Annotated in this window: 18 protein-coding genes and 5 tRNA genes; 12 read left to right on the forward strand and 11 right to left on the reverse strand. The window is 70.7% G+C overall.

From position 1 onward, the window contains the following. Positions 1–84: 84 nt before the first annotated feature. The gene (locus WMF12_RS01985; protein ID WP_437861567.1) at positions 85–1,113 is read right to left on the reverse strand and encodes a homoserine kinase; all 1,029 of its coding nucleotides are present in this window, start codon (positions 1,111–1,113) and stop codon (positions 85–87) included. A 220-nt stretch (positions 1,114–1,333) separates the two neighbouring features. Here WMF12_RS01985 and hflX point away from each other — a divergent pair, with 220 nt between their 5' ends. Continuing rightward, the gene (gene hflX, locus WMF12_RS01990) at positions 1,334–3,202 is read left to right on the forward strand and encodes a GTPase HflX (protein ID WP_437861578.1); all 1,869 of its coding nucleotides are present in this window, start codon (positions 1,334–1,336) and stop codon (positions 3,200–3,202) included. A gap of 45 nt (positions 3,203–3,247) precedes the next feature. On the opposite strand, the gene WMF12_RS01995 is transcribed toward hflX, so the two are convergent. From WMF12_RS01995 to WMF12_RS02030, 8 genes are all read right to left on the reverse strand, one after another. Then, entirely contained in the window at positions 3,248–4,198 is a 951-nt protein-coding gene (locus tag WMF12_RS01995) for a hypothetical protein (RefSeq protein ID WP_437861582.1), read from the reverse strand. Between the two features lie 10 nt (positions 4,199–4,208). Further along, positions 4,209–5,504 (reverse strand): PEGA domain-containing protein, encoded by a 1,296-nt coding sequence (locus WMF12_RS02000; protein WP_437861590.1) that lies wholly within the window; start codon positions 5,502–5,504, stop codon positions 4,209–4,211. 174 nt (positions 5,505–5,678) lie between these two features. Further along, positions 5,679–6,287, reverse strand: coding sequence for a precorrin-2 dehydrogenase/sirohydrochlorin ferrochelatase family protein (locus WMF12_RS02005; RefSeq protein WP_437743910.1), 609 nt, complete (start codon positions 6,285–6,287; stop codon positions 5,679–5,681). A gap of 106 nt (positions 6,288–6,393) precedes the next feature. Then, positions 6,394–7,335, reverse strand: a complete 942-nt coding sequence (locus WMF12_RS02010; RefSeq protein ID WP_437861607.1) for a hypothetical protein — start codon at positions 7,333–7,335, stop codon at positions 6,394–6,396. Next, entirely contained in the window at positions 7,332–8,948 is a 1,617-nt protein-coding gene (locus tag WMF12_RS02015) for a BamA/TamA family outer membrane protein (RefSeq protein ID WP_437743912.1), read from the reverse strand. The genes WMF12_RS02010 and WMF12_RS02015 overlap by 4 nt, the downstream gene beginning before the upstream one ends. Before the next feature lie 51 nt (positions 8,949–8,999). Further along, positions 9,000–9,902, reverse strand: coding sequence for a hypothetical protein (locus WMF12_RS02020; protein ID WP_437861608.1), 903 nt, complete (start codon positions 9,900–9,902; stop codon positions 9,000–9,002). A 267-nt stretch (positions 9,903–10,169) separates the two neighbouring features. Then, the gene (gene hisIE / locus WMF12_RS02025; protein WP_437743914.1) at positions 10,170–10,859 is read right to left on the reverse strand and encodes a bifunctional phosphoribosyl-AMP cyclohydrolase/phosphoribosyl-ATP diphosphatase HisIE; all 690 of its coding nucleotides are present in this window, start codon (positions 10,857–10,859) and stop codon (positions 10,170–10,172) included. 3 nt (positions 10,860–10,862) lie between these two features. Beyond that, the gene (locus WMF12_RS02030) at positions 10,863–12,332 is read right to left on the reverse strand and encodes a prolipoprotein diacylglyceryl transferase (protein ID WP_437861610.1); all 1,470 of its coding nucleotides are present in this window, start codon (positions 12,330–12,332) and stop codon (positions 10,863–10,865) included. Between the two features lie 218 nt (positions 12,333–12,550). Between WMF12_RS02030 and WMF12_RS02035 the strand changes: the two genes are divergently transcribed. Next, positions 12,551–13,303: a hypothetical protein gene (locus WMF12_RS02035; protein ID WP_437861611.1), complete on the forward strand. Its 753-nt coding sequence runs from the start codon at positions 12,551–12,553 to the stop codon at positions 13,301–13,303. 5 nt (positions 13,304–13,308) lie between these two features. After that, a complete protein-coding gene (locus WMF12_RS02040; protein ID WP_437861612.1) occupies positions 13,309–14,799 on the forward strand; it encodes an MXAN_5187 C-terminal domain-containing protein in 1,491 nt (496 codons plus the stop codon). Between the two features lie 202 nt (positions 14,800–15,001). Here WMF12_RS02040 and WMF12_RS02045 read toward each other — a convergent pair whose 3' ends face one another. Both WMF12_RS02045 and WMF12_RS02050 read right to left on the reverse strand, forming a co-directional pair. Further along, positions 15,002–15,262 (reverse strand): hypothetical protein, encoded by a 261-nt coding sequence (locus tag WMF12_RS02045; RefSeq protein ID WP_437861614.1) that lies wholly within the window; start codon positions 15,260–15,262, stop codon positions 15,002–15,004. Positions 15,263–15,482: 220 nt separating this feature from the next. Then, entirely contained in the window at positions 15,483–17,276 is a 1,794-nt protein-coding gene (locus tag WMF12_RS02050; RefSeq protein ID WP_437861615.1) for a serine/threonine-protein kinase, read from the reverse strand. Between the two features lie 747 nt (positions 17,277–18,023). Between WMF12_RS02050 and WMF12_RS02055 the strand changes: the two genes are divergently transcribed. The 9 genes from WMF12_RS02055 to nusG all read left to right on the forward strand — a co-directional run bounded on the left by WMF12_RS02055 (position 18,024) and on the right by nusG (position 21,300). Next, positions 18,024–18,096: transfer RNA gene (locus WMF12_RS02055), tRNA-Thr, on the forward strand. Between the two features lie 81 nt (positions 18,097–18,177). After that, a tRNA-Tyr gene (locus WMF12_RS02060) sits at positions 18,178–18,259 on the forward strand. Positions 18,260–18,332: 73 nt separating this feature from the next. After that, positions 18,333–18,405 (forward strand) — tRNA-Gly (locus WMF12_RS02065). A gap of 16 nt (positions 18,406–18,421) precedes the next feature. Continuing rightward, positions 18,422–18,497, forward strand: a tRNA-Thr gene (locus tag WMF12_RS02070). 52 nt (positions 18,498–18,549) lie between these two features. Further along, positions 18,550–19,740, forward strand: a complete 1,191-nt coding sequence (gene tuf / locus WMF12_RS02075; RefSeq protein ID WP_012233037.1) for an elongation factor Tu — start codon at positions 18,550–18,552, stop codon at positions 19,738–19,740. Positions 19,741–19,749: 9 nt separating this feature from the next. Further along, complete coding sequence (gene rpmG, locus WMF12_RS02080; RefSeq protein ID WP_012233038.1) at positions 19,750–19,920, forward strand: 50S ribosomal protein L33; 171 nt, start codon at positions 19,750–19,752, stop codon at positions 19,918–19,920. Positions 19,921–19,949: 29 nt separating this feature from the next. Continuing rightward, a tRNA-Trp gene (locus WMF12_RS02085) sits at positions 19,950–20,022 on the forward strand. A gap of 87 nt (positions 20,023–20,109) precedes the next feature. Further along, complete coding sequence (gene secE / locus WMF12_RS02090) at positions 20,110–20,739, forward strand: preprotein translocase subunit SecE (RefSeq protein ID WP_437861620.1); 630 nt, start codon at positions 20,110–20,112, stop codon at positions 20,737–20,739. A 30-nt stretch (positions 20,740–20,769) separates the two neighbouring features. Next, complete coding sequence (nusG, locus tag WMF12_RS02095) at positions 20,770–21,300, forward strand: transcription termination/antitermination protein NusG (RefSeq protein ID WP_012233040.1); 531 nt, start codon at positions 20,770–20,772, stop codon at positions 21,298–21,300. The last annotated feature ends 112 nt before the right edge of the window (positions 21,301–21,412 follow it).

The following is a 21,412-nucleotide window of genomic DNA, read 5'->3' on the forward strand; positions in this document are numbered from 1 at the left end:
TCCGCTCACATCTGAATCAGACGGCGAAGGCGCCAAGCAGACGGTGATCAGACAGCGGAAGACGTCGGCGCGAGTCGACGCGGATCAGACGCCGAGCAGAGCGAGGAGCCCCTCCGGGCCGAGGCGCTCGAGCGTCCGCTGCCGCGCAAGGAAGCGCCGGAAGTCCTTGTAGACACCGCTGCCCTTCGGGCGGAGCTCGAAATCGGTGATGCGCGTGATGGAGAACCTCAGCGCCGCGATCACGCTCTCGTGGAACAAACGGTCGCGCTCCTCGGTTGAGAGCGGCCGCACCGCCGTGTAGCCGGCGGCGAGCGCGGCCACGAGATCCGGGTCGAGATCGTCGCCGAAGCACCACGCGAGCATCGTGACGGCGAGGTCGAACGCGGCGCTCCCGCGCGAGGCGCTCTCGAAATCGAGCAGCGCCGAGATCTCGCCGGCCTCCCAGAGCACGTTGTCGCGGAAGAGGTCGCCATGGATCAGCGTCTGGGGGCCGGGTGTCCGCGGCGCCGCGGCGCGGATCCGTTCGAGCCGGCCGGTGAGCTCGTCGACGGCGGCGGCCACGTCGGGCGGGAGGGCCGGGGCGGGAGCGGGGGCCGTCGACTTCGCGCCCGCAGGGGAACGGAGCCCCCGGAGCCGCTGGTCGAGGCTGTCGAGGTCGAACCGGCTGGTGTTCGCCCCCTCGAACGAGGCGCCGACGAGGTGCACCCGCGCCAGGGCCGCGCCGACGCGGCGGGTCGCGTCCGGCGTGACGCGCGCCTGGCAGAGCGACGCTCCAGCGACCCACGGGAACAGCGCGACCGGCTTTCCAGCGTGCTCCGCGACGAACGCGGCGCCCTCCGACCCGGACGCCGCGTCGCGGCGCCGGAGCGGCTGCGGGGTGGCGACGCCCCCGGCCGCGAGGTGCTCGAGCATGCGGGCTTCGCGTGACGCCGCGCCGAGCTGCTGCTCCTCGTAGACCCGCAGGAACACCTGTCCGCGGCCGTCGGCGAGCGCCAACGCGAAGTTGGAGTTGACGCTCCCGGCGAGCAGGCCGCGCACGTCGGCGATCTCCAGGCCGTAGAGCGCGCCGATGCGGCGGGCATCCGCGAGCGAGAGGGGGGTCAGGATGGCCATCGCGGCGCAGGGTAGCCTCGCCTCGCCCGCGGTCTCTACAGGAACCTGGAGGAGCGCGCCGAGCGGGAGGCGAGGAGGGACGGGGAGGCAACGGAAGGGGGACGAGCGGTGAGAAAATGCGCGCTCCACACGAAGATCCGCGGTGCCCCTGGTCGCGGACCGGCCCCGCGTGCGTTATGAAATCGAGTGAGCGGGAGCGACATCCCCCTTCGATTATCGAATGCCCACCCTCTACGGAAACACCACCGGGCTCAGCCCCCAGGCCACCAAGACCCTCGAGCGCATCTACCGCCGCAAGGTCCCGCTCGCCAGCATCGCCACGCCCGAGCTCATCAAGGCGCTCGCCGAGGCGTCGCATGAGACGGGGCGCCAGGTCGGCGCGCTGGTGCACCGCTCGGGCGAGATCGACTACGTCATCGTCGGCGACGCGACCCGGCTGATGCTGCCGGACATCGGGCGCCTCCGCGCCGCGCAGGGCCGCTTCAGGGCGCTCCGGCTCGTCCACACGCACCTCTTCAACGAGCCGCTCACCCGGGACGATCTCGTGGATCTCGTCCGTCTCCGGCTCGACCTGGTCGCGGCCGTGCAGCTCACCCCGCAGGGCGAGCCGCGGACCCTCCAGTACGCGTACAACGTGCCGGTCCACGGGAAGGAAGCGGTCACGGTGACCGTGGATGAGGCCGAGGGACGCGGCGACAGCCGCGGGGAGGCGGCGCTGCCATATCGGACCGTGGGCCCCGTCGCGATCGGCCGCGCCGACGTCGATTTCGGCGCGCTCATCCAGGCGCTCGAGGACGAGTTCACGAAGCGATCGCGCACGCGGTCGGTCGCGGCGAAGGACGGCCGCGCGATCCTCGTCCACGTCGCCGAGAAATCCAAGGTGGGGGCGCTCGCCCGGGCCGAGGAGAGCCTGCGCGAGCTGACCGAGCTCGCCGGCACCGCGGGCGTCGACGTCGCGGACACGGTCCTCCAGCTGCGCGATCGGCTCGACCCGCGGCTCGTGCTCGGCAAGGGCAAGCTGGACGAGGTCGTGCTGCGCGCCTCGGAGCTCGACGCGGAGACGCTGGTCTTCGACCGGGATCTGACCCCCTCCCAGGCCTCGGCGATCGCGAAGCACACGGATCTCAAGGTGCTCGACCGGACGCAGCTCATCCTCGACATCTTCGCCCAGCGGGCCGAGTCGTCGGACGGCAAGCTCCAGGTCGAGCTGGCCCAGCTGAAGTACACGCTCCCTCGCCTCGGGCAGAAGGACGACTCCCTGTCTCGCCTGACGGGCGGCATCGGCGGGCGCGGTCCGGGCGAGACGAAGCTCGAGATCGGGCGCCGCCGCGCGAAGGAGCGCGTCAGCTTCCTGGAGGCGCAGCTGAAGCGGCTCTCCCGCCAGCGCGAGCAGCGCCGCCGCCGCCGCGCCCGGCTCGGCGTGCCGGTGGTCTCGATCGTCGGTTACACGAACGCCGGCAAGAGCACGCTGCTGAACACGCTGACCGGCGCCGACGTGCTCGCCGAGAACAAGCTGTTCGCGACCCTCGACACCCGCTCGAGGCGGCTCCGTTTCCCCGAGGAGCGCGAGGTGGTGATCACCGACACCGTCGGCTTCATCCGGGAGCTGCCGAAGGACCTGTTCGCCGCCTTCCGGGCGACGTTCGAGGAGGCCGCCGACGCCGACCTCCTGCTCCACGTCGTGGACGCGAGCGATCCCGCGCGCGACCAGCACATCGAGACGACCGAGGCGCTGCTGACCGAGCTCGATCTCATCGGCATCCCCCGCATCGTGGTGTTCAACAAGGCGGACCTGATCGCCCCGGCGGAGGGGCGGCGGCTGCTCCTCGGGCACCCGGATGCGGTGGTCCTGTCCGCCACGGACCGGGAGACGACGCGGGAGCTGCTCGCGAAGCTCGCGGAGCGGCTCAAGAGCCGCTGGGAAGAGGCCGCGATGGTGCCTGCCTACGAGGCGGAAGCCGCGGAGGACGAGCTCGGGGACGGCGGGCTGTTCGAGGGAGAAGCCGAGTCGATGACGGTGCTGGGCCCGCCTTCGAGCTCCGGGGCAGGAGAGATCAGCGCGCGTGTGAGAGGGACGTTCGAGGCGTGAGCTCCGCCGGGCTCCCTGGGGAGCCCGGCGGGAGCCGGAGAGAGCTCAAGGCGTCTCCGGGATCTCCTCACACGTGAAGAGGGGGCTGGGGAGGCACTTGCCGCTCGCGCACTGCTCGTTGGTGGTGCACTCCTCGCCACCCACCAGCTTGCAAGCGCCCTTGCCATCGCAGGCGTTGATGCCGCTGCAGTCCGCCCCGTCCTCGCTGCCGAGCGGGATGTTCGAGCACGTACCCTCCGACCCCGCGACGTTGCAGGCCATGCACGCCGTGTCGCAGGCGGCGTTGCAGCAGACGCCGTCAACGCAGAGCCCGGTGGCGCACTCGCTCGCTTCCGTGCACTCCACGCCGTTCGCGGGCTTGCACTCGCCCGCGGCGTCGCACGCCTGGCCCTCGTCGCAGCCCAGGTCCTCCGCGCCGGCCGCGGCCAGCTCGCAGGCGCCGTCTGCGCACTCGTGGCACTTCGCGCAATGCGTGTCCTCCGTGCACTCGGTGAAGCAGGCGTTGGCCTCCGGATCGCAGGCGAACTCCTCGCACGCTTTCTCCTCGCCGGGCCCGCACTCCACGGTCTCCCCGTCGCAGGTGCCGCGGCTCGTCTCGACGCCCTCGGAGCACGTCGGCTCGCCGCACTCGGTCTCGGCCTTCGAGGGGCCGCACTTGCCGTCGTCGCCCGACGCCTTGAGCGCGGCGGTGCAGGCGTCGCACTCCGCGTCGCAGGCGGCATCGCAGCAGACGTCGTCGGCGCAGAAGCCGCTCGCGCAGTCGGTGGCTGCGGTGCACGCCTTGGCGGTGTCGCACTTCGGACAGATGGAACCGCCGCAATCGACGTCGGTCTCTTCGTTGTTCTTCGTGCCGTCAGAACATCCGTCGTCGGGGACGTCCTCGTCCCCCGGGATGCGCGAGCGATCGACCGAGGCGATGAGCTCGCAGCCCATCCCGAGAGTCGAGAGCGCGCCAGCGCAGAGCGCCATCGCGAGAAGATGCTGTTTCTTCCACATAGTAGTCCCCTTAGAAGGTAAACCGCGCGGCGGCGCCGCCGCCTGTCGGGCTGACGAACGGAGTGACGAACGCCTTCTTCGTCACGCTCGACGCTGCGGCCTTCGCCTGGGCCGGGTCGTCGCTGAGGAGCAGGACCGCGCCGGTGACGCCGAACGTGAGCGCCACCGCGAAGGACATGTCCGCGATGAGCGCGAAGCGATCGACCTTGTCCGCGGTCTTGGTCGTCGGGGCGTCATCGAAGTCGCTCTTCGCGCCGAGCGCCTGGATGCCGAAGATCGTCCCGACCACCACGCCGGCGCCCGCGAGCCCGAGGGTGACGTAGGCCGGCACCGGAGAGCGCGGCTCGATCGGCGCGGCCGGCGGCGGCGGCTGCGCGGGCGGCACGTCGGCGGGCGGCGGCGGGGTGGGGGGCTGGGCCGGCGTCGCAGCGACCGGCGCCGGCGCCTGCGGCGTCAGCGTGACGTTGACCTCGCGCGCCTCGGCGAAGGTGACCTCGAGCTCCTGGCTCGCGTCGGCGAACCCCTCGGCGGAGACGGTGAGGGTGTGCTTGCCGGGCGGGACCGAGAGCTCCTTGCCGGTCTGGGCCACGCCGTCGACCGCGACCTTGAGGCCAGGCGGCGCCTCCGGGACGGTCGCGACCTTCACCTTCGCCGGCGTCTTCTTCAGGGCCTCGACGCGTGTCTGCCCTTCGGCGATCTTCTCCTTGAACTTCTCGGCGTCCGGCTTCGAATCGAGGAACGCCTGCCAGGCCGCGACGGCCTCGGTGACGAGGCCCTGCTTGTCGAGCGAGAGGGCGAGCTTGTACTTCGGTGCGGCGCCGGGCACGTACTCGTCCGCCTGGCGGTACAGGTCGGCCGCGACGGCGTACTCGCCCTTGTCGAACCTGGCCTCGGCCTCCTTGTAGAGCTTCTTCGCCTCGTCCTTCTTCTGCTTCTCGGTCAGCGCCTTCTTCGGCTTGGTGGTGGTCACCTTCGTCGCGGGCTCACCGGCCTTCGCGGGAGCCGCCGTCGCGGGCGTACCCGCCTTCGCGGGAGCCGCAGCGGGCGTCCCGGTCGTGGGCGGCGTCGCGCCGGCCGCGGGAGGTGTCGCGCCGGCCGCGGGCGGCGTCGCAGCGGGGGTGGGCGCCTGCGCCGCGGATGCGGCTGGCTTCGCAGGAGCCGCTGCGGCGGCCGGCTTACCTGCCGGGGGCGCTGCCGGCTTGGCATCCGTCTGCGCGGATGCCGGACTGACGCTCGTCAGCGTCAGGAGCCCAGAGACCATCGCCGCCGAGGTCAACATCGTCAGCCGGCCCGATCGTGAACGCATACCGTAAGCCCTCCTCCGCGGATAGTGTCGCGTGGGCGCCCACTTAAGCCTTGAAGGCCGCTCTACACAAGGGGTTTCGCGTTCATCCGGGGGCGCGTGCGCCTTGGCCCAGGCCCGCGCCGAGGCCCGCACCCCCGCCGCGCCCCCGCCGCTTTGGCGCGGCCTCCTCGGACATCAAGGCTCGTCGCCTCGCTCCAGCCATGCAGGGAACCGAAGCCTCGCCTCCAGCCCGAAGCCCAGGGTCGCCCGGCGCATGCGCGCGGCCCGCTCGGGGCCCCGAGGGAGGCTCTCGCGGAGCCTGCGCAGCGCCTCGATGTAGCGGGCGAACCGAGGATCCGAGAAGAGGGCGCCGAGGTCCTCCCGGATGCGCCGTATCGTTCCAGGGCTGACGCCATGGCTGCTGAAGCTCATCGTCAGTCCGGAGGCAGAGACCACCGAAGGATTGACGAAGTTCGACACCTCCGGGCGATCCAGCGTGCAGACGAGGCGCCCGGCGCCCGCGAGCTCTCCGTGGAGGCGCCGCGAGAGCGCCTCGTCGCCCGGCACGAGGAACACGATCGCCGCCCCGGCGAGGTCGCCGTCCAGGAATGCTCGCCGGTGCAGATCGAGCCGCCCCTCCCGGCTGGCTTGCTCGATGGACCCGTCGACCTGCCCTGGCGCGACGACGGAGACGCGAGCGCCCGCCGAGAGGAGGCGCTCCACCGTGTACGGCGCGTCGCCGTCCGCGCCGATGACGAGCGCCCGCTGGCCGTTGAGATCGAGCGCGATGGGAAAGAGGCGCATGGGGGTGGAGCCGACACGAACAGAGCGTCCGCGAGACGAGTGTAGACCGACGCGCCGCCCGGCGGGCGAGGGGCGTGACGTCGAGCGAGGCCGCCGCGCGCGTGGCTCAGCGGCCGGGAGACCTCTGGGGAGGAGGAGGCGGGCTGGGCGGTGGCACCGGCGGCAAAAAGGGCTGCGTGCGGAAGGCGAGCCTCCGGTCGGCGTTGCCGATGCGCGTCACGAACAGGCCGACGAAGGAGCCGAACAGCGAGTCGCCCGGCCCGATCGCCGTCGAGCCGGGCGGCCGGGTCACCCACCGCTTGATGCGATCGAGCATCTCGGCGCTCATGGGGTTCACCTCGACCAGCACGGCGACGAAATAGCGGCTGCCGTCGCGGACGAGCGACCGCTCCACGAGCGGCAGCCGCCGGGCTTCGGCGCAGTTGCGGAGCACGCCCTCGACGTTGATCGCGACCGTGCTCGACTGACCTCCGGCCTGGATCAGCTGGATCCGGAACACCTCATCCCAGAGGTCGTAGACGATCCGGCAGCTCTTGGCGGCGAGCGCGACAGGGTTGCCTCCGCTCTCGTGAAAGAGGTAGCCGCGCATCGTGATGACGGTGGGGAGCCCGCTGAGCAGCTTCTTCGAGATCTCGCCGTCGACGACGTCGCGGAAGCCCACGGTCAGCTGCACGATCGTCTTGTCGAGCGTCAAGCTCGCCACCCGGGTGGGCAGCGCGGCCGGCGCGCCGAGCGCCTGCTGCGCGTCCGCGTCAGCGATCTCCTTGGGCCCCGGCCCCTCCTGGGCCATCGACCAGCTCGCTCGGAGGGCGAGCGTCGCGAGCAGCGCGATCCCGAGCCAGCGCGCCGCTCCGCGGCCGAGCGCCACGAGCGCTCGCCGCGCCTCTCGGAGGTGCCAGGCACGGCGGCCACCGCCCGCGCGCCGCGCATCGCGCGTCGCGCGCTTCGGTCCGCGATGTGCATTGGAGCAGATCGAGCAGATCGAGCAGATCGAGCAGATCGAGCAGATCGAGCAGATCGAGCAGATCGAGCAGATCGAGCAGATCATTTCCGCTCACCGCGCCGCGCCGGGATCAGCCCGAGCAGGTTCGAGAACGCGAGCGTCACCCCGCCGACCGCCGTGTCGACCCGCAGACCGAGGTTGTAGGTGACGTCCACGGGCACGCGGGCGAAGCCCTCGTATCCGGTCGGCGCATCGGTGAACTCGCGGCGCGTCGCGAGGCCGTACAGGCCCGCGGCGCCGAAGAGATCGACGCCGTAGATGGAGCCGCGGCCGGCGTAGACCGGGATCCGGTACTCCGCCTCCAGCTTCGCGGCGAAGTCCCCGTACCGGACCTCGATGATGTCCGTGCTGAGGAAGTTCGGCGGTTGCCTCCGATCGGGCGCGAGGTCGAGCAGCCGATCCGGCAGGAGGTCGGTGAGATCGCCGACGTAGAATTTCTCGAAGAAAGGCGCGTCCCCGGCTATCGCGCCGGCGAACGCCTCGACGCGGAGCACGTGCCGCAGCGGCAGGCGGAACCAGCGCTGCGCGCCGAACTCGAACTTCTGGTAGCCGTAGTCGCTGCCGAACGGCGGTACGCCCACCGTGACCGAGACCGACGCGAGCGTGCCCTGCGTCGCAAGGAAGGGCGCGTCGCGCGTGTCGTGATCGATCGCGGCGTGCAGCGACGAGAGCACCGTCTTGCCGCCCAGGATGTCGAATTCGATGGGCTCGCGGCTGTTGCCGCGCATGTGCGAGGCGACCGTGGGCACGGTCGCGTCGATCTGCTCCAGGTGGTAGTCGAGCGACAGCCGCGAGGAGGAGGAGACGTCGTGACCTGTGCCGAGCGTCGCGCCGAACCGCTTGTAGGCGACGACGGCGTAGCCCGTGACCTCGCGCTGCTCGAGCAACGGGGACTCGAAGACGACGTCCCGGTTGCCGAAGAAGTCACGGGCGTCGTTGTAGAGCACCGTCACCGTGGCCGACCAGCGGGTCCCCACGAACGCGGGGTCGACGAAGCGGGTCCTCAGCGCGAGCTGGTCGGCCGCGAGCCCGACGCCGGCGCCGAGCGTGATCCCTGTGCCGGCGAGGTTGGTCTCGGCGACCTGCACGCCAGTGAACGCGGAGAGCGGCTTCGCGTTGCCCGCGGTGTCCTCGTCGGCCGCGATGCCGAGCCAGAGGTCCTGCACGACGAACGTGTTGCGCTCGACGACGTCGATCACGAGCGTCGCGCTCCCGCGCTCGACCCCCTTGCGGAGCGAGAACCCGACCGAGGCGAAGAACCCGGTCCCGAGGAGGCGGTAGCGCGTGAGCTCGATCTCCGGATCCTCGACGTCGAGCAGGTCCCCCGCGCGGAACCTGACGTAGCGGAGGATCACGCGCGCGGCGGTCCGCACGTTGCCTCGGATCTCGATGCCGTCGAGGGTGTACCGGACGCGATGCCTCTCCTGGAGCGCCGCGCCGGGCGACGGCGCCGCCGCGAGGGGGGGCGCGGAAGCGTGCGGCGCTCGCTCTTGCGCCGTGGCTTCTGCGCCGGCGGCCACCGCGCCTTGCCCGAGCGCGCGCCTCGGGCACGTCCCCAGGAGCAACGCGCACCAGAGCGCGAGGTGGGCGCGGCCGAGCGCAGGGGGCAGGGGGATGGCCCGGGAGCGTGAAGAGCTCCGGAATCGAGGTGGATTCACGGGATTCCTGCAACGCCGCCGAAGCCTCCCGAGGCGTCGGCGACGCGCCCTTCAGCAGCGCACCCTAGCACGATCGATCTCCTCGCCGGAGGAATCGGTCGCGTCGAGATCGACCCCCGCCGCGGCGTCCTCGGCGACGGCGTCGGAGGGGACAGGGGGCGACGGCGCCCTGCAGCGGATCTGCGCCGCAGCGGTCACGCGCTGTGGCCAACGTGCATCGCGCGGCGTCGGGGCGGGCTCGGTGTGCTCTGCCAGCACGAGCAGATCCAGCCGGGCCGGCGTCGGCTCGATCAGGTGATCGGCCGCGGCGAGCAGCAGCGCCCGGACCTCGGTCCGGACGCTGGCCTCGCGCGCCCAGCGCGCGCCGACGCTCGCGGCGATGGCGCGGGCAAGGAGGAGCTCGGCGCGGCCGCGCACGTCCGCGGGGATCCAGTCCGCGATGAGCGGATCCGCGAGCATGGATAACGTCTTGCGCAGCGCGGTGACGCGGCGAGGGCCGAACCTGTCCGGCGCGCGCTCCGCGTGGCGCGCGAGGCGCCCTGCCCTGCGGAGCGCGCGCCTCGCCGCCCTGCCGACCACCGCGCCGTGCACGGTGAGCCGTTCGCGCGGCGCATCGACGGCGCGCAGCACCGCGGCCAGCGAGACCCCGCCCGCGATCACCAGCGCGACCGTCACCGCCGTCGCATCGAGGCCGTGCAGCTTCCAGCCGCCGGTCGCCGCGACGAAGGCGCAGGCCGACGCCAGCAGGAGCCCCAGGGAGCCCAGCGCGCCTGCGGTGTGCGAGCGGCCGCGCCAGGAGCCGTCTTCGCCGTGGAGGGTCCGCGCGTAGCCGTCCGGCGCGATGAGCCGTCCTCCGCTCGGGATGAGGCCCACCATGGCTCGCCGCGCCGCGCGCCCGAGGCCGACCTCCAGCGGGCCGAGCTCGATGCCGGGCGGCTCACGGAACGGGCTCACCCATCCAGAATAGCCCATCCGCCGCCCTCACGGAGGGCGGGGGCCGGCGCGCAGCTGCGGCGGCGAAGCCTCGCCGTCTGCCGCCTCGCTCTCGCGGGCGCCACCGCCATCGGGGTGATCCTGATCGGCAGCCCGGTTGCGGTGACAGGGCTTCGTCCGTCTACGACGGGCTCTGCGGTTGCTGACCGCGCAGCGCCGCGGACAGCGCAGCGCGGCGGATCACGAAGCGTGAGCCGCCGCCACATCGAGGCAGCGACGCGCGGCGCATCACGGCTTCCCCGGGCTGTCCTTCTGTGCCCGCGATGCCTTCTCGGCGAGGCCGCTCGTGCCCATGCGTGACGCGAGCGCCGAGAGCACCGCGCGCAGCGGGACGCCGCGCGACGCGAGGCCGACCAGCAGGTGGTAGATGACGTCCGCCGCTTCGGACGCGACGCGCTCGTCGCTCTCCCCGGCGATCGCCTGGGCCAGCTCGCCGGCTTCCTCGCGGAGCTTTGCGCCGAGGAGCGGCGCGCCTCCGTCGAGCAGCTTCCGGGTGTAGCTCTTCGTCGCCGAGGACGCCTTGCGCGCCTCGATCTCGCGCTCGAGGGACTCGAGCAGCGCGGACGCGTCCTGCCCCTCGTCGGCGGCCTCGGGCTCCCCGTCGCCGCGGGCATCGACCTGCCGGAAGAAGCAGCTCGCGCTCCCCGTGTGGCACGTCGGGCCGCGGGGCTCCGCGAGGATCAGGAGCGCATCCCCATCGCAGTCGGCGTGGACGCTCGTCACCGCGAGCGTGTTGCCGCTCGTCGCCCCCTTCTCCCAGAGCTCGCCGCGCGATCGGCTGAAGAAGGTGGCGCGCCCCGTCTCGAGCGTCCTGGCGAGCGACTCCCGCGTCATGTACGCGAGCATCCGGACCTGCCCGGTCAGCCGATCCTGCACGACGGCCGGTACGAGCTTGCCCTCTCCGAATGCGATCTTCACGGTCTATGCCTCTCCGGTGGTGTCGGGCGCCTCGGCGGCGCCGGTTTCGCGGGCCGTCGCCCGGCCTTCGTCCTTTGCGCTGCCGCGCCTGGCCCGCGACGGCGCGTCGCCGGCCTTCGGCGGCGCGCTCCGCTTCTTTCTCGGCGTGTCGTCCTCGTCCTCGTCGTCCTGGTCCTCGTCGTCGTCGTCGCCATCTGCTTGCTTGTCGGCGGCCGCGGCGGGGCTCTCCGGGAGGCTGAGCGCCATCGCCTGCTCCGGGTGGTCCAGGGCGGCCTTGTGATAGACCGCGAACGCGATCGACGCGGCGAGCCCGGTCGCCAGCGCGACGGCCTGGGAGGTCGAGTACTGGAGGGTCGCGGAGGCGGCGAACGTCTCGGGCCTGAGGGCCAGGTACAGGGCGACCGCGGGGACGAAGGAGAGCACCTGCGTCACCTTGCGCACCATGTTGTCGCGGAGGAGGTGGGAGAACCCGATCGTGTACCCCACGGCGAAGATCACGAGGCCGGCCGGGAGCAACACGTGCTCCGGGAGCGACGGCGGGATCGAGCCGCGCTCCGCGTCGTCGCGGAGGAGCTCGAGCAGGTAGCGGCAGACGCCGTAGGAGAACGTGAAGATGAGGAAGATCTCGCCACGGAACTTCTGCCGGCGGCGCGCGAGGAGCAGGAGCGCGAGCAGCCCGGCGCCGACGAGCGCCTCGTAGATCTGCGTCGGGTGCACGGCGAGCGACGCCTCGGAGCTCGGATCCAGCCCGCGCTCCTTGACGTGCTGCACCCACGCCGGGGACCCGCTGCCGTGGTCCAGCGTGCCCTCGGCCCAGCGCGGGAACGTGCCGAGCTTCTTCAGCCAGGCGGGCGCCGTCTCGCCGAGCGGCCGGCCGAAGTCGCAGCCGAAGAGGTAACACCCGATGCGCGTGATCATCAGGCCCGAGGCGAGGCTCGGGACGGCGACGTCGGCCCAGGGGAGCAGCGGGATGCGATGGGAGCGCAGGAACAGGTACGAGCCCAGGAAGCCGCCCAGGAAGCCGCCGTACGCCACCAGCCCGCCGCGGCGGATGTCGAACATCGCGCCGAACGAGTCGAACTCGTCGAGGTTCGTGAGGATGTAGAGCACGCGCGACCCGACGACCGCGGCGAGTGCGGTGACGACGTAGCAGTTGGCCATCGTCTCCTTCGGCAGGCCGTCGCGCTCCGCGAGCCCGAGCGTCAGGTACCAGCCGACCACGAGCGAGAGCCCGAGCATGACACCATAGCTGTAGATGGGCAGCGGACCCAGGGTGTAGGTCTGCTCCTTGACCTGGGAGGCGATCGCCGCGAGCGCGACGCCTGCGATGCCCGCGGCCGTCGCGCCTGGCTTGTTCTTCGCGATGAGCAGCCCGATCGCGCCCGCGAAAGCGATGCCCGCAGCGATCAGGAAGACCCAGAGAAGGGGCACGGTCCAGGCGGGCAGCGGGACGCGGAACAGGATGGGATGCATGGCGCCTCTCCTTACGCCTGGGCTTGGGGACCATCAAGCATCGTCTCTCGCGCATGACGCAGCGAGCCAAAGCGTTCGCTGACGCCGGTCCAACCGCGCCGCCGGGCGATCTCGATGTGCCCGGGCCGTCAGCGCAGCGCGAAGTTCTCCTCACCCTGTCGACGGCGCCCGCGAAGCGGCTCTCGAAGTCCGCGCGCGCCGCTGCTAGCATCGATTCCGTGCTCTCTGGCCGTGCCACCGTCGGGGTCTTCGCAGTGCCTGGGCTGCTCGTGAGCGCGGCGTGTGTTCCCGAAGGGCCGGCCACGGGGAACGCGAGCGCGCGGCCAGCCGGGACGGTCGCGTCGTCGGTCTCCTCGCCGACCGCGGGCGCCGCTCCGGGAGCGCAGGGGGCGGGCGTGTTCGAGGACGACTTCAACCGGCCGGCGCTCGGCCCCGATTGGAACGCCTTGAGCTCCAAGTGGGCCATCGACGAGGGGCAGCTCTGCGTGCGCGCCGCGAGGAACCGCGGCGTGTGGTTGAAGCGGCCGCTGCCGGAGAACGCCCGGATCGAGTTCGACGCCATCGCCGAGGCCCCAGATGGCGATCTCAAGGCCGAGCTCTGGGGAGACGGTCGGAGCGGGGCGACGGCGGCGAGCTACACGAACGCGACGAGCTACCTCGTGATCCTCGGAGGATGGAAGAACACGAAGCACGTGCTCGCGCGCCTCGACGAGCACAGCGCCGAACGGCTGGAGATCGACGTGGACCCGGACAGCGACGACGACCGCGCGCGGCCGGTTGCGCCGGGACAACCGTATCGCTTCCGGATAGAGCGTCGTGACGGCAGGACCCTCTCCTGGTCGGTGAACGACGTCGAGTACCTGGAGCTCAGCGACCCTGCTCCGCTCTCCGGTCCAGGGCACGAGCACATGGGCTTCAACGCATGGGATGCGCCGGTCTGCTTCGACAACCTGCGCATCACGCCCCTCTAGCCGCGATGGAATCGGGTGAGGTCGAACGGGAGCTCGAGGAGCTGGAGACGCGCATCGAGCGGCTGCGCGCGCTCTACGAGCAGTATTTCATGGGGATCGAACGGCTGGAGCCGCTCATCCCGCGCAAGGACGTCGAGCGTCGCATCTGGGTGATGCGGCGGGAGCAGATCAGGAACACCGGGCTCCGGTTCAAGTTCCAGATGCTGATCCAGCGCTACAACACGTTCCAGCAGTACTGGGGCCGCATCTCGCGCGAGATCGAGAACGGCACGTACCGCCGCGACGTCATCCGCGCAGCGAAGCGGGTCGGAGCGAAGGAAGCGCTCACGATCGTCGGCCGCAAGCGGGCAGAGCGCTACGCGGAGCTCGCCGAGCAGCAGGAGACGGCGCGCGAGCCGGTCCACCGCGCCGATGACAGCGGCGGTCACGAGGAGATCGACGTCGACGACGAGGCGGTCACGCTGGCGCCCCCGCCCTTGCCCGCCGCGTCGCTTTTGGGAAAGCGATCGCTGGCCGCGCTGGCCGCCGAGGAGGCCGCGCCTCGCGCCGCGGTCGCGCCGCTGACCGCACCGGAGGCGTCGAGCGCGGCGCCGGCCAGCTCGCCGGTGCGTCCTGCGCTCGCGCCGCCTGCCATGCCGCAGGCCGCCGCGGCCGTGAAGCCCGCGCCGCTGGGAGGGCTGCCCCGGGGGCTCGGCCTGACCAGGCCCCAGCAGAAGCCGGCGGAGAGCAAGCCGGCAGAGGCGAAGCCGGCCGAGGCCTCGCCAGCAGGCGCGAAGTCGCCGGCGCGCCCTGCCGTCGACAAGGCTCAGCCTGCGGCGGGCGCGAACAGCCGTCAGCGGCTCGCCGAGCTCGCGGCGGAGATGCGCGCTCAGCGCACCAAGACCGGCGACGCGGCGAAGGCCGCGGCCGGGCCTCCAGACGCGTTGACGGACGTCGCGCCCGAGCCTCCGCCTGCTCCGAAGCGACCGCCGCCCCTGAGCCCCGTCAAGCCTTCTCCTGGCGCTCCGGCCGAAGCCCCAGCGGTCGCTGCGGCCGCCGCGGCGGGCGAAGCGAAGGGCACCGGAGCGAGGCGGCAGGAGCGCGTCCACTCGGAGCGCCCGCCGTCGGCCCGGCGCCGTCGCTCCACCGCGCCGCCTGCCGCGGAGACCGGCGCGGCGAGCGGCGCCCGGCATACGGCGCCGCGGACGCCGTCGCGCCCCCCGGAGGCCGCGCGCGCCGGCCTCGACGCCGCGGTGCGCGCGCGACCCGCGCCCCCGCAGCGATCTGCTGCGCGCGACGACGAGCTCCCGGAGCAGCGGCTGCGTCAGATCTACGCGAAGTACGTCGAGACGAAGCGCGCCGCGCGTGAGTCGACGGCCGGCGTCACCTACGAGCGCCTGGCCGAGAGCCTCCGCGCGCAGGCAGCGAAGCTGCGTGCGACGAACCCGGCCAAGTCCGTCGACTACGATGTCGTCGTCAAGGACGGCAAGACCCTGCTGAAGCCGATCCTCAAGTAGCCGAAGATCGGCAAGGAGCCGAAGATCGGCTGGCGGCAGGGCGGACGCGACGTCCCAAGGCGAGGACCGACGCGCGACCGACGTTCGGCGGCGAACGCCAGGAGCGTGAGCTCGCCGAGCCAGGCTCGGTTCGCTGAGACGCTCCCGAGGGCGCTCGCGTCGTCAGACGGTCGGACTGGGCGGATGAGGATGTTCCGGCGGATCAGTGATGCGCGACGCGGCGCCAAAGCTGCGGCAGTCGCTGGACCCGCGCAGGTACTCCGGCGTCGTCCTCGACGAAGAGGATCGCACACGCCGTGCGGTCGGCCTCGCGCATCCTCGCGCATAAGTCGGCCAGGTCATCGTCGGCGTCCACAACGTCGGCTTCGGCCGGCTGGGAACAGCCTTGAACGTATTTGACATTGTCAAGGGCGATCCATCGCCCAGCGAACTCTTTAGATCGACATATGTCGCGCCAGCTCATTCGAGGCGCAACCAAACGAATCTTACTGCCCATTTCCCGTGAGCGACCTTCTCCCCCATGTTCCAAAGTCAAGCGCCGACCAAACAAAGCCAGGGCGCGGCGTGCACTGAACTTTCAGAACTGTCGGGGCAGGATCTAGCACCGGTCAAAATCGGGCGTCAAGGCAAGCCTGGAACAGCCCGGACCCGCTGAGCGTTGTGTCCGATCCGGCCCACTTCCTTCATCGACATTGCGCTGGCAGCTGGGACATCGCCTCGCCCGCCCCGATCCGCGCGGCGGCCAAGGCGTGGGACTTCGCCGCGCACCCCTTGGACGCGACGGCCCGCTTGGCGCTCGCGCTGATGGCGGCCCTCGCCTCGGCCTTCTTGGGGCCATCGCAGGACGCGAAGCGCTTCACGGCGAGATCCGTGTTGCCGCCGTTCGCCAGGTTGATCGCGGCCCTGCACTCCTGCTCCGCCTTCTCGTTGCCGGGCGGCGGGACCTTGGGCGCGGTGGTCGCGGTCGGAGTCGACGTGTTCTTCGGGGTGTCCGGAGCCGCCTTGTCCGGGCCGGTGGGCTCGGGCGGGGGAGGCTCCGGGGTGGTCGTGGGCGTGCTCGTGGGCGTGCCCACGGGATCCGACGCCACGGTGACCGACGGCGCGCCGGTGGGCAGCGGGATCGCGGTCGACGTGCTCTCCTCCGTCGTGCTCCCGCCGCTCCCCTTCGTCATCATGACGACGCCCACGACGCCGAGCACCGCGACGGCCGCGACCGCGGCGAGGATCGGAGCTGCCTTGCTCTTCTGCGGCGCCGGCGGCGGCGCGGGGAACACCTGGCCGCTGCCCGTGGGCACGGCCGGGTGCGCCGGCACGACAGCCTGATCCATGACCGTCGCGGCCTGATGGGCCTGATGGTTGACGACGGTCCTCACCGGTCCCGATCCCGTGGGCGGCCCCGCGACGAACAGCGGCTCCCCGAGCTGCGTCTGACCCGAGCGCGACGGCATCAGCGCCGTCCCGCTGGTCGGCGCGTCGCTCCCGACGAGGGTGCGCGGCGCCGCCGCGAGCACCGAGAGGCGGGCGCCCGCGCCGATCGTGAGATCCTCGTAGAACTCCCGCGCCGACTGCTGCCGGTCCTCGCGCCTCTTGCTGAGGGCTCTCATGACGGCCGCCTTCATCTTCGGCGGGGCCGCGGCGCCCATCGGCACGGCCTCGAACGGGAACGGCTGCGCCGTCATGTGCTGCGTCGCCCATGCCCACGGCGTGTCGGCGTCGAACGGCAGGCGCCCGGTGAGCATCTCGTAGGTCAGCACGCCGAGCGAGTAGACGTCGCTCCGCGCGTCGAGCTCGGTCCCCGTGAACTGCTCGGGGCTCATGTACGGCGGGGTGCCGAGCACCGTCCCCTGCTGGGTCAGCTTCTGCTCGGCCTTGGCGCTGCGCTCGTCGCGCTTCGCGATGCCGAAGTCGAGGACCTTGACGTAGTCCTCCTCGCCGGCGCGCCTGGTCAAGAAGATGTTGGCGGGCTTCAGGTCGCGGTGGACGATCCCCTTCTCGTGGGCCTCCTGGAGCGACCCGCACGTCTGCGCGATGATGCGATCGACGCGCTCGGGAGAGAGCGCGCCGCCCCGCTCGAGCGCCGTCTCCAGCGACTGCCCGTTGAGGAGCTCCATCGCGATGTAGAGCTCCCCGGTGTTCGTCTGCCCGAAGTCGTAGACCTTGATGGTGTTCGGGTGCTCGAGCTCGCTGACCGTGCCGCACTCCCGCATGAAGCGCGCGACCACCTGCGGATCCTTCGCGTGCTGCGAGAGGAGCGTCTTGATGGCGACCTTCCGCACCGACGTGCCCATCGGCTGCTCGCCGTTGTAGACGCGGCCCATCCCGCCCTCGCCGAGCACGCCGATGATGCGGAACCGGCCGCCGACGATGGCGCCGATGAGCGGGTCTGCTTCCACCGGCGCGACAGGGAGGAGCGCGCCGCACGTGGCGCAGAAGCGCGCCCCATCGATGTTTGGCTGATGGCAAGCGGGACATTCCATGCGATCGAACCTCTACCCCCGAAGCATGACGGAACGCGATCGTCGCCTCGGGCCGCTCCGCGGCGCGCCCGGGCGAGCGTGCGCCGGGCAGGATCGCAGCAGCCGCGAGCGGAGCGCAAGGGACCTCTCGCTCGTCCGAGGCGCCGCCGACGCGCGCCCTCGTCGTCCTCGTCGTCCTCGTCTTCGCCCCCTCGTTCACGTTCGCTTGCGTTCGCGCTCACGCGGCTGCTCGCCCGAGGCGCGCCGTCGCTGCGCGCGGCGTTCGGCGCGGGCACGCGGCGCGCGGAGCGCAGCTGCGTGAGCGCCTCGCCGCTGCGCTCCGCGCGCCGCGGGAGCGTGCTCCTCGACGTCCGCACTTGAAAACCGGGAGCGCTCGAGCGAGATCGGCGCCGTCGGAGGACGCCGGTGCTCTGGAGCGCCCAGCTTGACCGCGCGGCCAGACCGCGCTCTCGCAGCCGATTCCAGCGAAACGGACGAAAACGATGCACACCGCTTGACACGTCTCTTGCAGGGGGCTAAGAGCCTCCTCCCTTCGCGGGACTCGTCTACCTTCGGAGCGACGTGAGCGGCACCAACAGCTTCACCTCGCTGCGGTCCAGCCCGGTCGGGACACTCCGAACCGTGCAGGCAGGCGGTCCAGCAGGGCCGGGAGTTGATTGCTCGCACAGAAGTGATCGGTCTTGGGACATTTCGCTAGGTCAGCACGCACGTTTCCCGGAGCCCGGGGACGGGCAGCGGGTGGATGCCGCTGGCGTAGCTCAATCGGTAGAGCACCTGCCTTGTAAGCAGGGGGTTAGGGGTTCAAGTCCCCTCGTCAGCTCCGATGCAAGGCGACCGGTCGGTGGTTCGGGAGGTCAGGGCAGAGACAAAGTCGGCAAAATCTAATAAGTAGAGAAAATCTGGAGGGTTGCCCGAGCGGCCAAAGGGAGCAGACTGTAAATCTGCCGGCAATGCCTACGATGGTTCGAATCCATCACCCTCCACCGGAGCGACGTTTCGCTCCGAAGGCGGTCCGACCAGGAACCAGATCCGCCGGGTCACTCCCGATGGAAGCCCGCGGGCGTAGCTCAGTTGGTAGAGCGTCAGCCTTCCAAGCTGAACGTCGCCGGTTCGAACCCGGTCGCCCGCTCCGTGGTCGGTCGTTTGCCCACCTAGCTCAGTTGGCAGAGCACGTCCTTGGTAAGGACGAGGTCGTCGGTTCAATCCCGATGGTGGGCTCCAACGAGGACAGCGAAACGCAGTCGCGAACTTCATTTCGGCAGGAGACATCTCGATGGCCAAGGAGAAATTCACTCGTACGAAGCCGCACGTGAACGTGGGCACCATCGGCCACATCGACCACGGCAAGACCACGCTCACGGCGGCGCTCGTCAAGGTGCAGTCGAAGCGCAACCTGGCGAAGGCGATCTCGTACGCCGACATCGCGAAGGGCGGGACGGTCCGTGACGAGACGAAGACGGTGACCATCGCGGCGGCGCACGTCGAGTACGAGTCGGCGAACCGCCACTACGCGCACGTCGACTGCCCCGGGCACGCCGACTACATCAAGAACATGATCACCGGCGCGGCGCAGATGGACGGGGCGATCCTCGTCGTGTCGTCGCTCGACAGCGTGATGCCGCAGACGCGCGAGCACGTGCTGCTCGCCCGGCAGGTCGGCCTGAACCACATCGTCGTGTTCCTCAACAAGTGCGACGCGGTGGACGACCCGGAGATGCTCGACCTGGTCGAGATGGAGGTCCGCGAGCTCCTGTCGAAGTACAAGTTCGACGGGGACAACGCGCCGGTGGTCCGTGGCGCGTCGCTGCCCGCGCTGCAGGGCGACCCGAAGTGGGAGGAGACGATCCAGCAGCTCCTCAGCGCGCTGGACAGCTACATCCCCGAGCCGGTGCGCGACATCGACAAGCCGTTCCTGATGGCGATCGAGGACGTGTTCTCGATCAAGGGCCGCGGCACGGTGGCCACGGGCCGCATCGAGCGCGGCGTGATCAAGGTCGGCGACGAGGTGCAGATCATCGGCTTCAAGGACACGAAGAAGTCGGTCGTGACCGGCGTCGAGATGTTCCGCAAGCTGCTCGATCAGGGGCAGGCGGGCGACAACGTCGGGTGTCTGCTCCGCGGCGTGGAGAAGGAAGAGATCGAGCGCGGCCAGGTGCTGGCGAAGCCCGGGTCGATCACGCCGCACACGAAGTTCACCGGTGAGGTGTACGTCCTCAAGAAGGAGGAGGGCGGGCGCCACACGCCGTTCTTCACCAACTACCGGCCGCAGTTCTACATCCGGACGACGGACGTGACCGGCACGGTGAACCTCCCCGAGGGGGTGAAGATGGTGATGCCGGGCGACAACATCACGATGACGATCGAGCTCATCGCCCCGGTCGCGCTGGAGGAGCAGATGCGCTTCGCCATCCGCGAGGGCGGCAAGACGGTGGGCGCCGGCGTCGTCACCAAGATCCTCGCGTAGGAGGCCGACGTGGGCGAGCAGGCCGGTGGGTGGCGTGCGGCGCGCATCGCCGTCTCACTGGCCTGCCGCGAGTGCAAGTCGCGGAACTACAAGACCACGAAGGCGCCGGACCAGGTGGTGTCGCTCAAGAAGTTCTGCAAGCAGTGCAAGAAGCACACGGTTCACGACGAGACGAAGTGAACGAGTGCTCAGGAAGGCGCAGCGATTCTAGGGGTATAGCTCAGTTGGTAGAGCAGCGGATTCCAAATCCGCAGGTCGGGAGTTCGAGCCTCTCTGCCCCTGCCGGGGGATGTGGGCGCCTCAGGGCCGCCCCTGGATCCTCACCGAGCAGGCCATTGTCTGCCGCGGGTCGGCGCGTTTGGTGTTGTTATGGCGAAGGGTCAAAAAGACAAGCCGCCGACGAAGGTCGCGGAGGACGAGGAGCCGGAAGAATCCGGACCGAGCTCGCCTGCCGAGGACTCGTCCCTCGTGCCGCAGAGCGAGGGGACGGGGGCTGCTGACGCGAACGACGCCGAGGCGCCGCGTGCCGATGAATCGAACGACGCCGATGAGGCCGAGGACGAGGAGGTCGCGGCCGCTCAGCTTGGCTCGGAGCGCTATGTGCTCGCCGGCTTCTTCGCCGCGGGGATGCTGCTCGCCTACCTGCTCGGCAAGGTCGTCCATGGCGTCTGGGCGACCCTCGCCAACAAGGACTGGTTCAGCCGGGCGCTGCCGGCGCTCTCCGCGGTGGGTGACGACGACAAGACGACGTACGGCATGATCGTCGGCGGCGTCGTCGCGCTGGTCGTCGTGTTGCGCGCATTCCGCAACGCCGAGCTTCGCGCCTGGAGCGACGAGGTCGCCGCCGAGCTGGCGAAGGTGAAGTGGCCGACCAAGAAAGAGGTGACGAATGCGACGTTCGTCGTCATCGCGACGACCACCGTGGCGACCCTCTACCTGGCGCTGCTCGACCGCTTCTGGGCATTCGTGACCAACATCGTTTACGGCGATGGAAGCTGAAGCAGGGAGACCCTGAGGGAATCAAGCGCCATGGCCAAGAAGTGGTACGTCATCCATACCTACTCGGGATACGAGGCGAAGGTGCGCGACGCGCTCCAGCAGCGCGTGAAGCAGTACAGCCTGGAAGATCGGTTCGGCGAGATCCTCATCCCGAGCGAGACGGTCACGGAGAACCGTCCCGGCGGTAAGACCCGCGTTCGTCAGAAGCTCAGTCTGCCCGGCTACATCTTCGTGGAGATGGAGATGAACGAGCAGGTCTGGCACCTGGTCAAGGACACGCCCAAGGTGACCGGCTTCATCGGCAACCAGACGCCGCAGGAGGTCCCGATCGTTCAGATCGACAATCTCCGGCGGGGGATCGTCGAAGGGGCGGTCAAGCCGAAGCCGCGGCTCACGTTCGAGGTGGGTGAGGAGGTGCGGGTCCTCGACGGCGCCTTCGCGAACTTCACCGGCACGGTCGATGACGTGAAGATGGACAAGCAGAAGCTCAAGGTGAAGGTCAGCATCTTCGGCCGACCCACCAGCGTTGAGCTCGACTTCTCAGCCGTGGAGAAGCGCTAGCCAGGAACGGACGGCTGCAAACCTGCGGGCGAGCACCGCGCCTCCGCGGTGCTTCGCTGTTTCTCTGAATAGTAGACCGCCCGTCGGGCGGCGGTTCGATAGGGTGCGAGAT

Source organism: Sorangium sp. So ce363, from assembly GCF_051520435.1.
GTDB classification, from domain to species: domain Bacteria; phylum Myxococcota_A; class Polyangia; order Polyangiales; family Polyangiaceae; genus Sorangium; species Sorangium cellulosum_B.

Excerpts from the sequence above, each read along its gene's own strand:
- WMF12_RS01985 (WP_437861567.1), bottom strand. The coding sequence starts at position 1,113 with ATGGCCATCCTGACCCCCCTCTCGCTCGCGGATGCCCGCCGCATCGGC.
- hflX (WP_437861578.1), top strand. The coding sequence starts at position 1,334 with ATGCCCACCCTCTACGGAAACACCACCGGGCTCAGCCCCCAGGCCACC.
- WMF12_RS01995 (WP_437861582.1), bottom strand. The coding sequence starts at position 4,198 with ATGTGGAAGAAACAGCATCTTCTCGCGATGGCGCTCTGCGCTGGCGCG.
- WMF12_RS02000 (WP_437861590.1), bottom strand. The coding sequence starts at position 5,504 with ATGCGTTCACGATCGGGCCGGCTGACGATGTTGACCTCGGCGGCGATG.
- WMF12_RS02005 (WP_437743910.1), bottom strand. The coding sequence starts at position 6,287 with ATGCGCCTCTTTCCCATCGCGCTCGATCTCAACGGCCAGCGGGCGCTC.
- WMF12_RS02010 (WP_437861607.1), bottom strand. The coding sequence starts at position 7,335 with ATGATCTGCTCGATCTGCTCGATCTGCTCGATCTGCTCGATCTGCTCG.
- WMF12_RS02030 (WP_437861610.1), bottom strand. The coding sequence starts at position 12,332 with ATGCATCCCATCCTGTTCCGCGTCCCGCTGCCCGCCTGGACCGTGCCC.
- WMF12_RS02040 (WP_437861612.1), top strand. The coding sequence starts at position 13,309 with ATGGAATCGGGTGAGGTCGAACGGGAGCTCGAGGAGCTGGAGACGCGC.
- WMF12_RS02045 (WP_437861614.1), bottom strand. The coding sequence starts at position 15,262 with ATGAGCTGGCGCGACATATGTCGATCTAAAGAGTTCGCTGGGCGATGG.
- WMF12_RS02050 (WP_437861615.1), bottom strand. The coding sequence starts at position 17,276 with ATGGAATGTCCCGCTTGCCATCAGCCAAACATCGATGGGGCGCGCTTC.
- tuf (WP_012233037.1), top strand. The coding sequence starts at position 18,550 with ATGGCCAAGGAGAAATTCACTCGTACGAAGCCGCACGTGAACGTGGGC.
- secE (WP_437861620.1), top strand. The coding sequence starts at position 20,110 with ATGGCGAAGGGTCAAAAAGACAAGCCGCCGACGAAGGTCGCGGAGGAC.
- nusG (WP_012233040.1), top strand. The coding sequence starts at position 20,770 with ATGGCCAAGAAGTGGTACGTCATCCATACCTACTCGGGATACGAGGCG.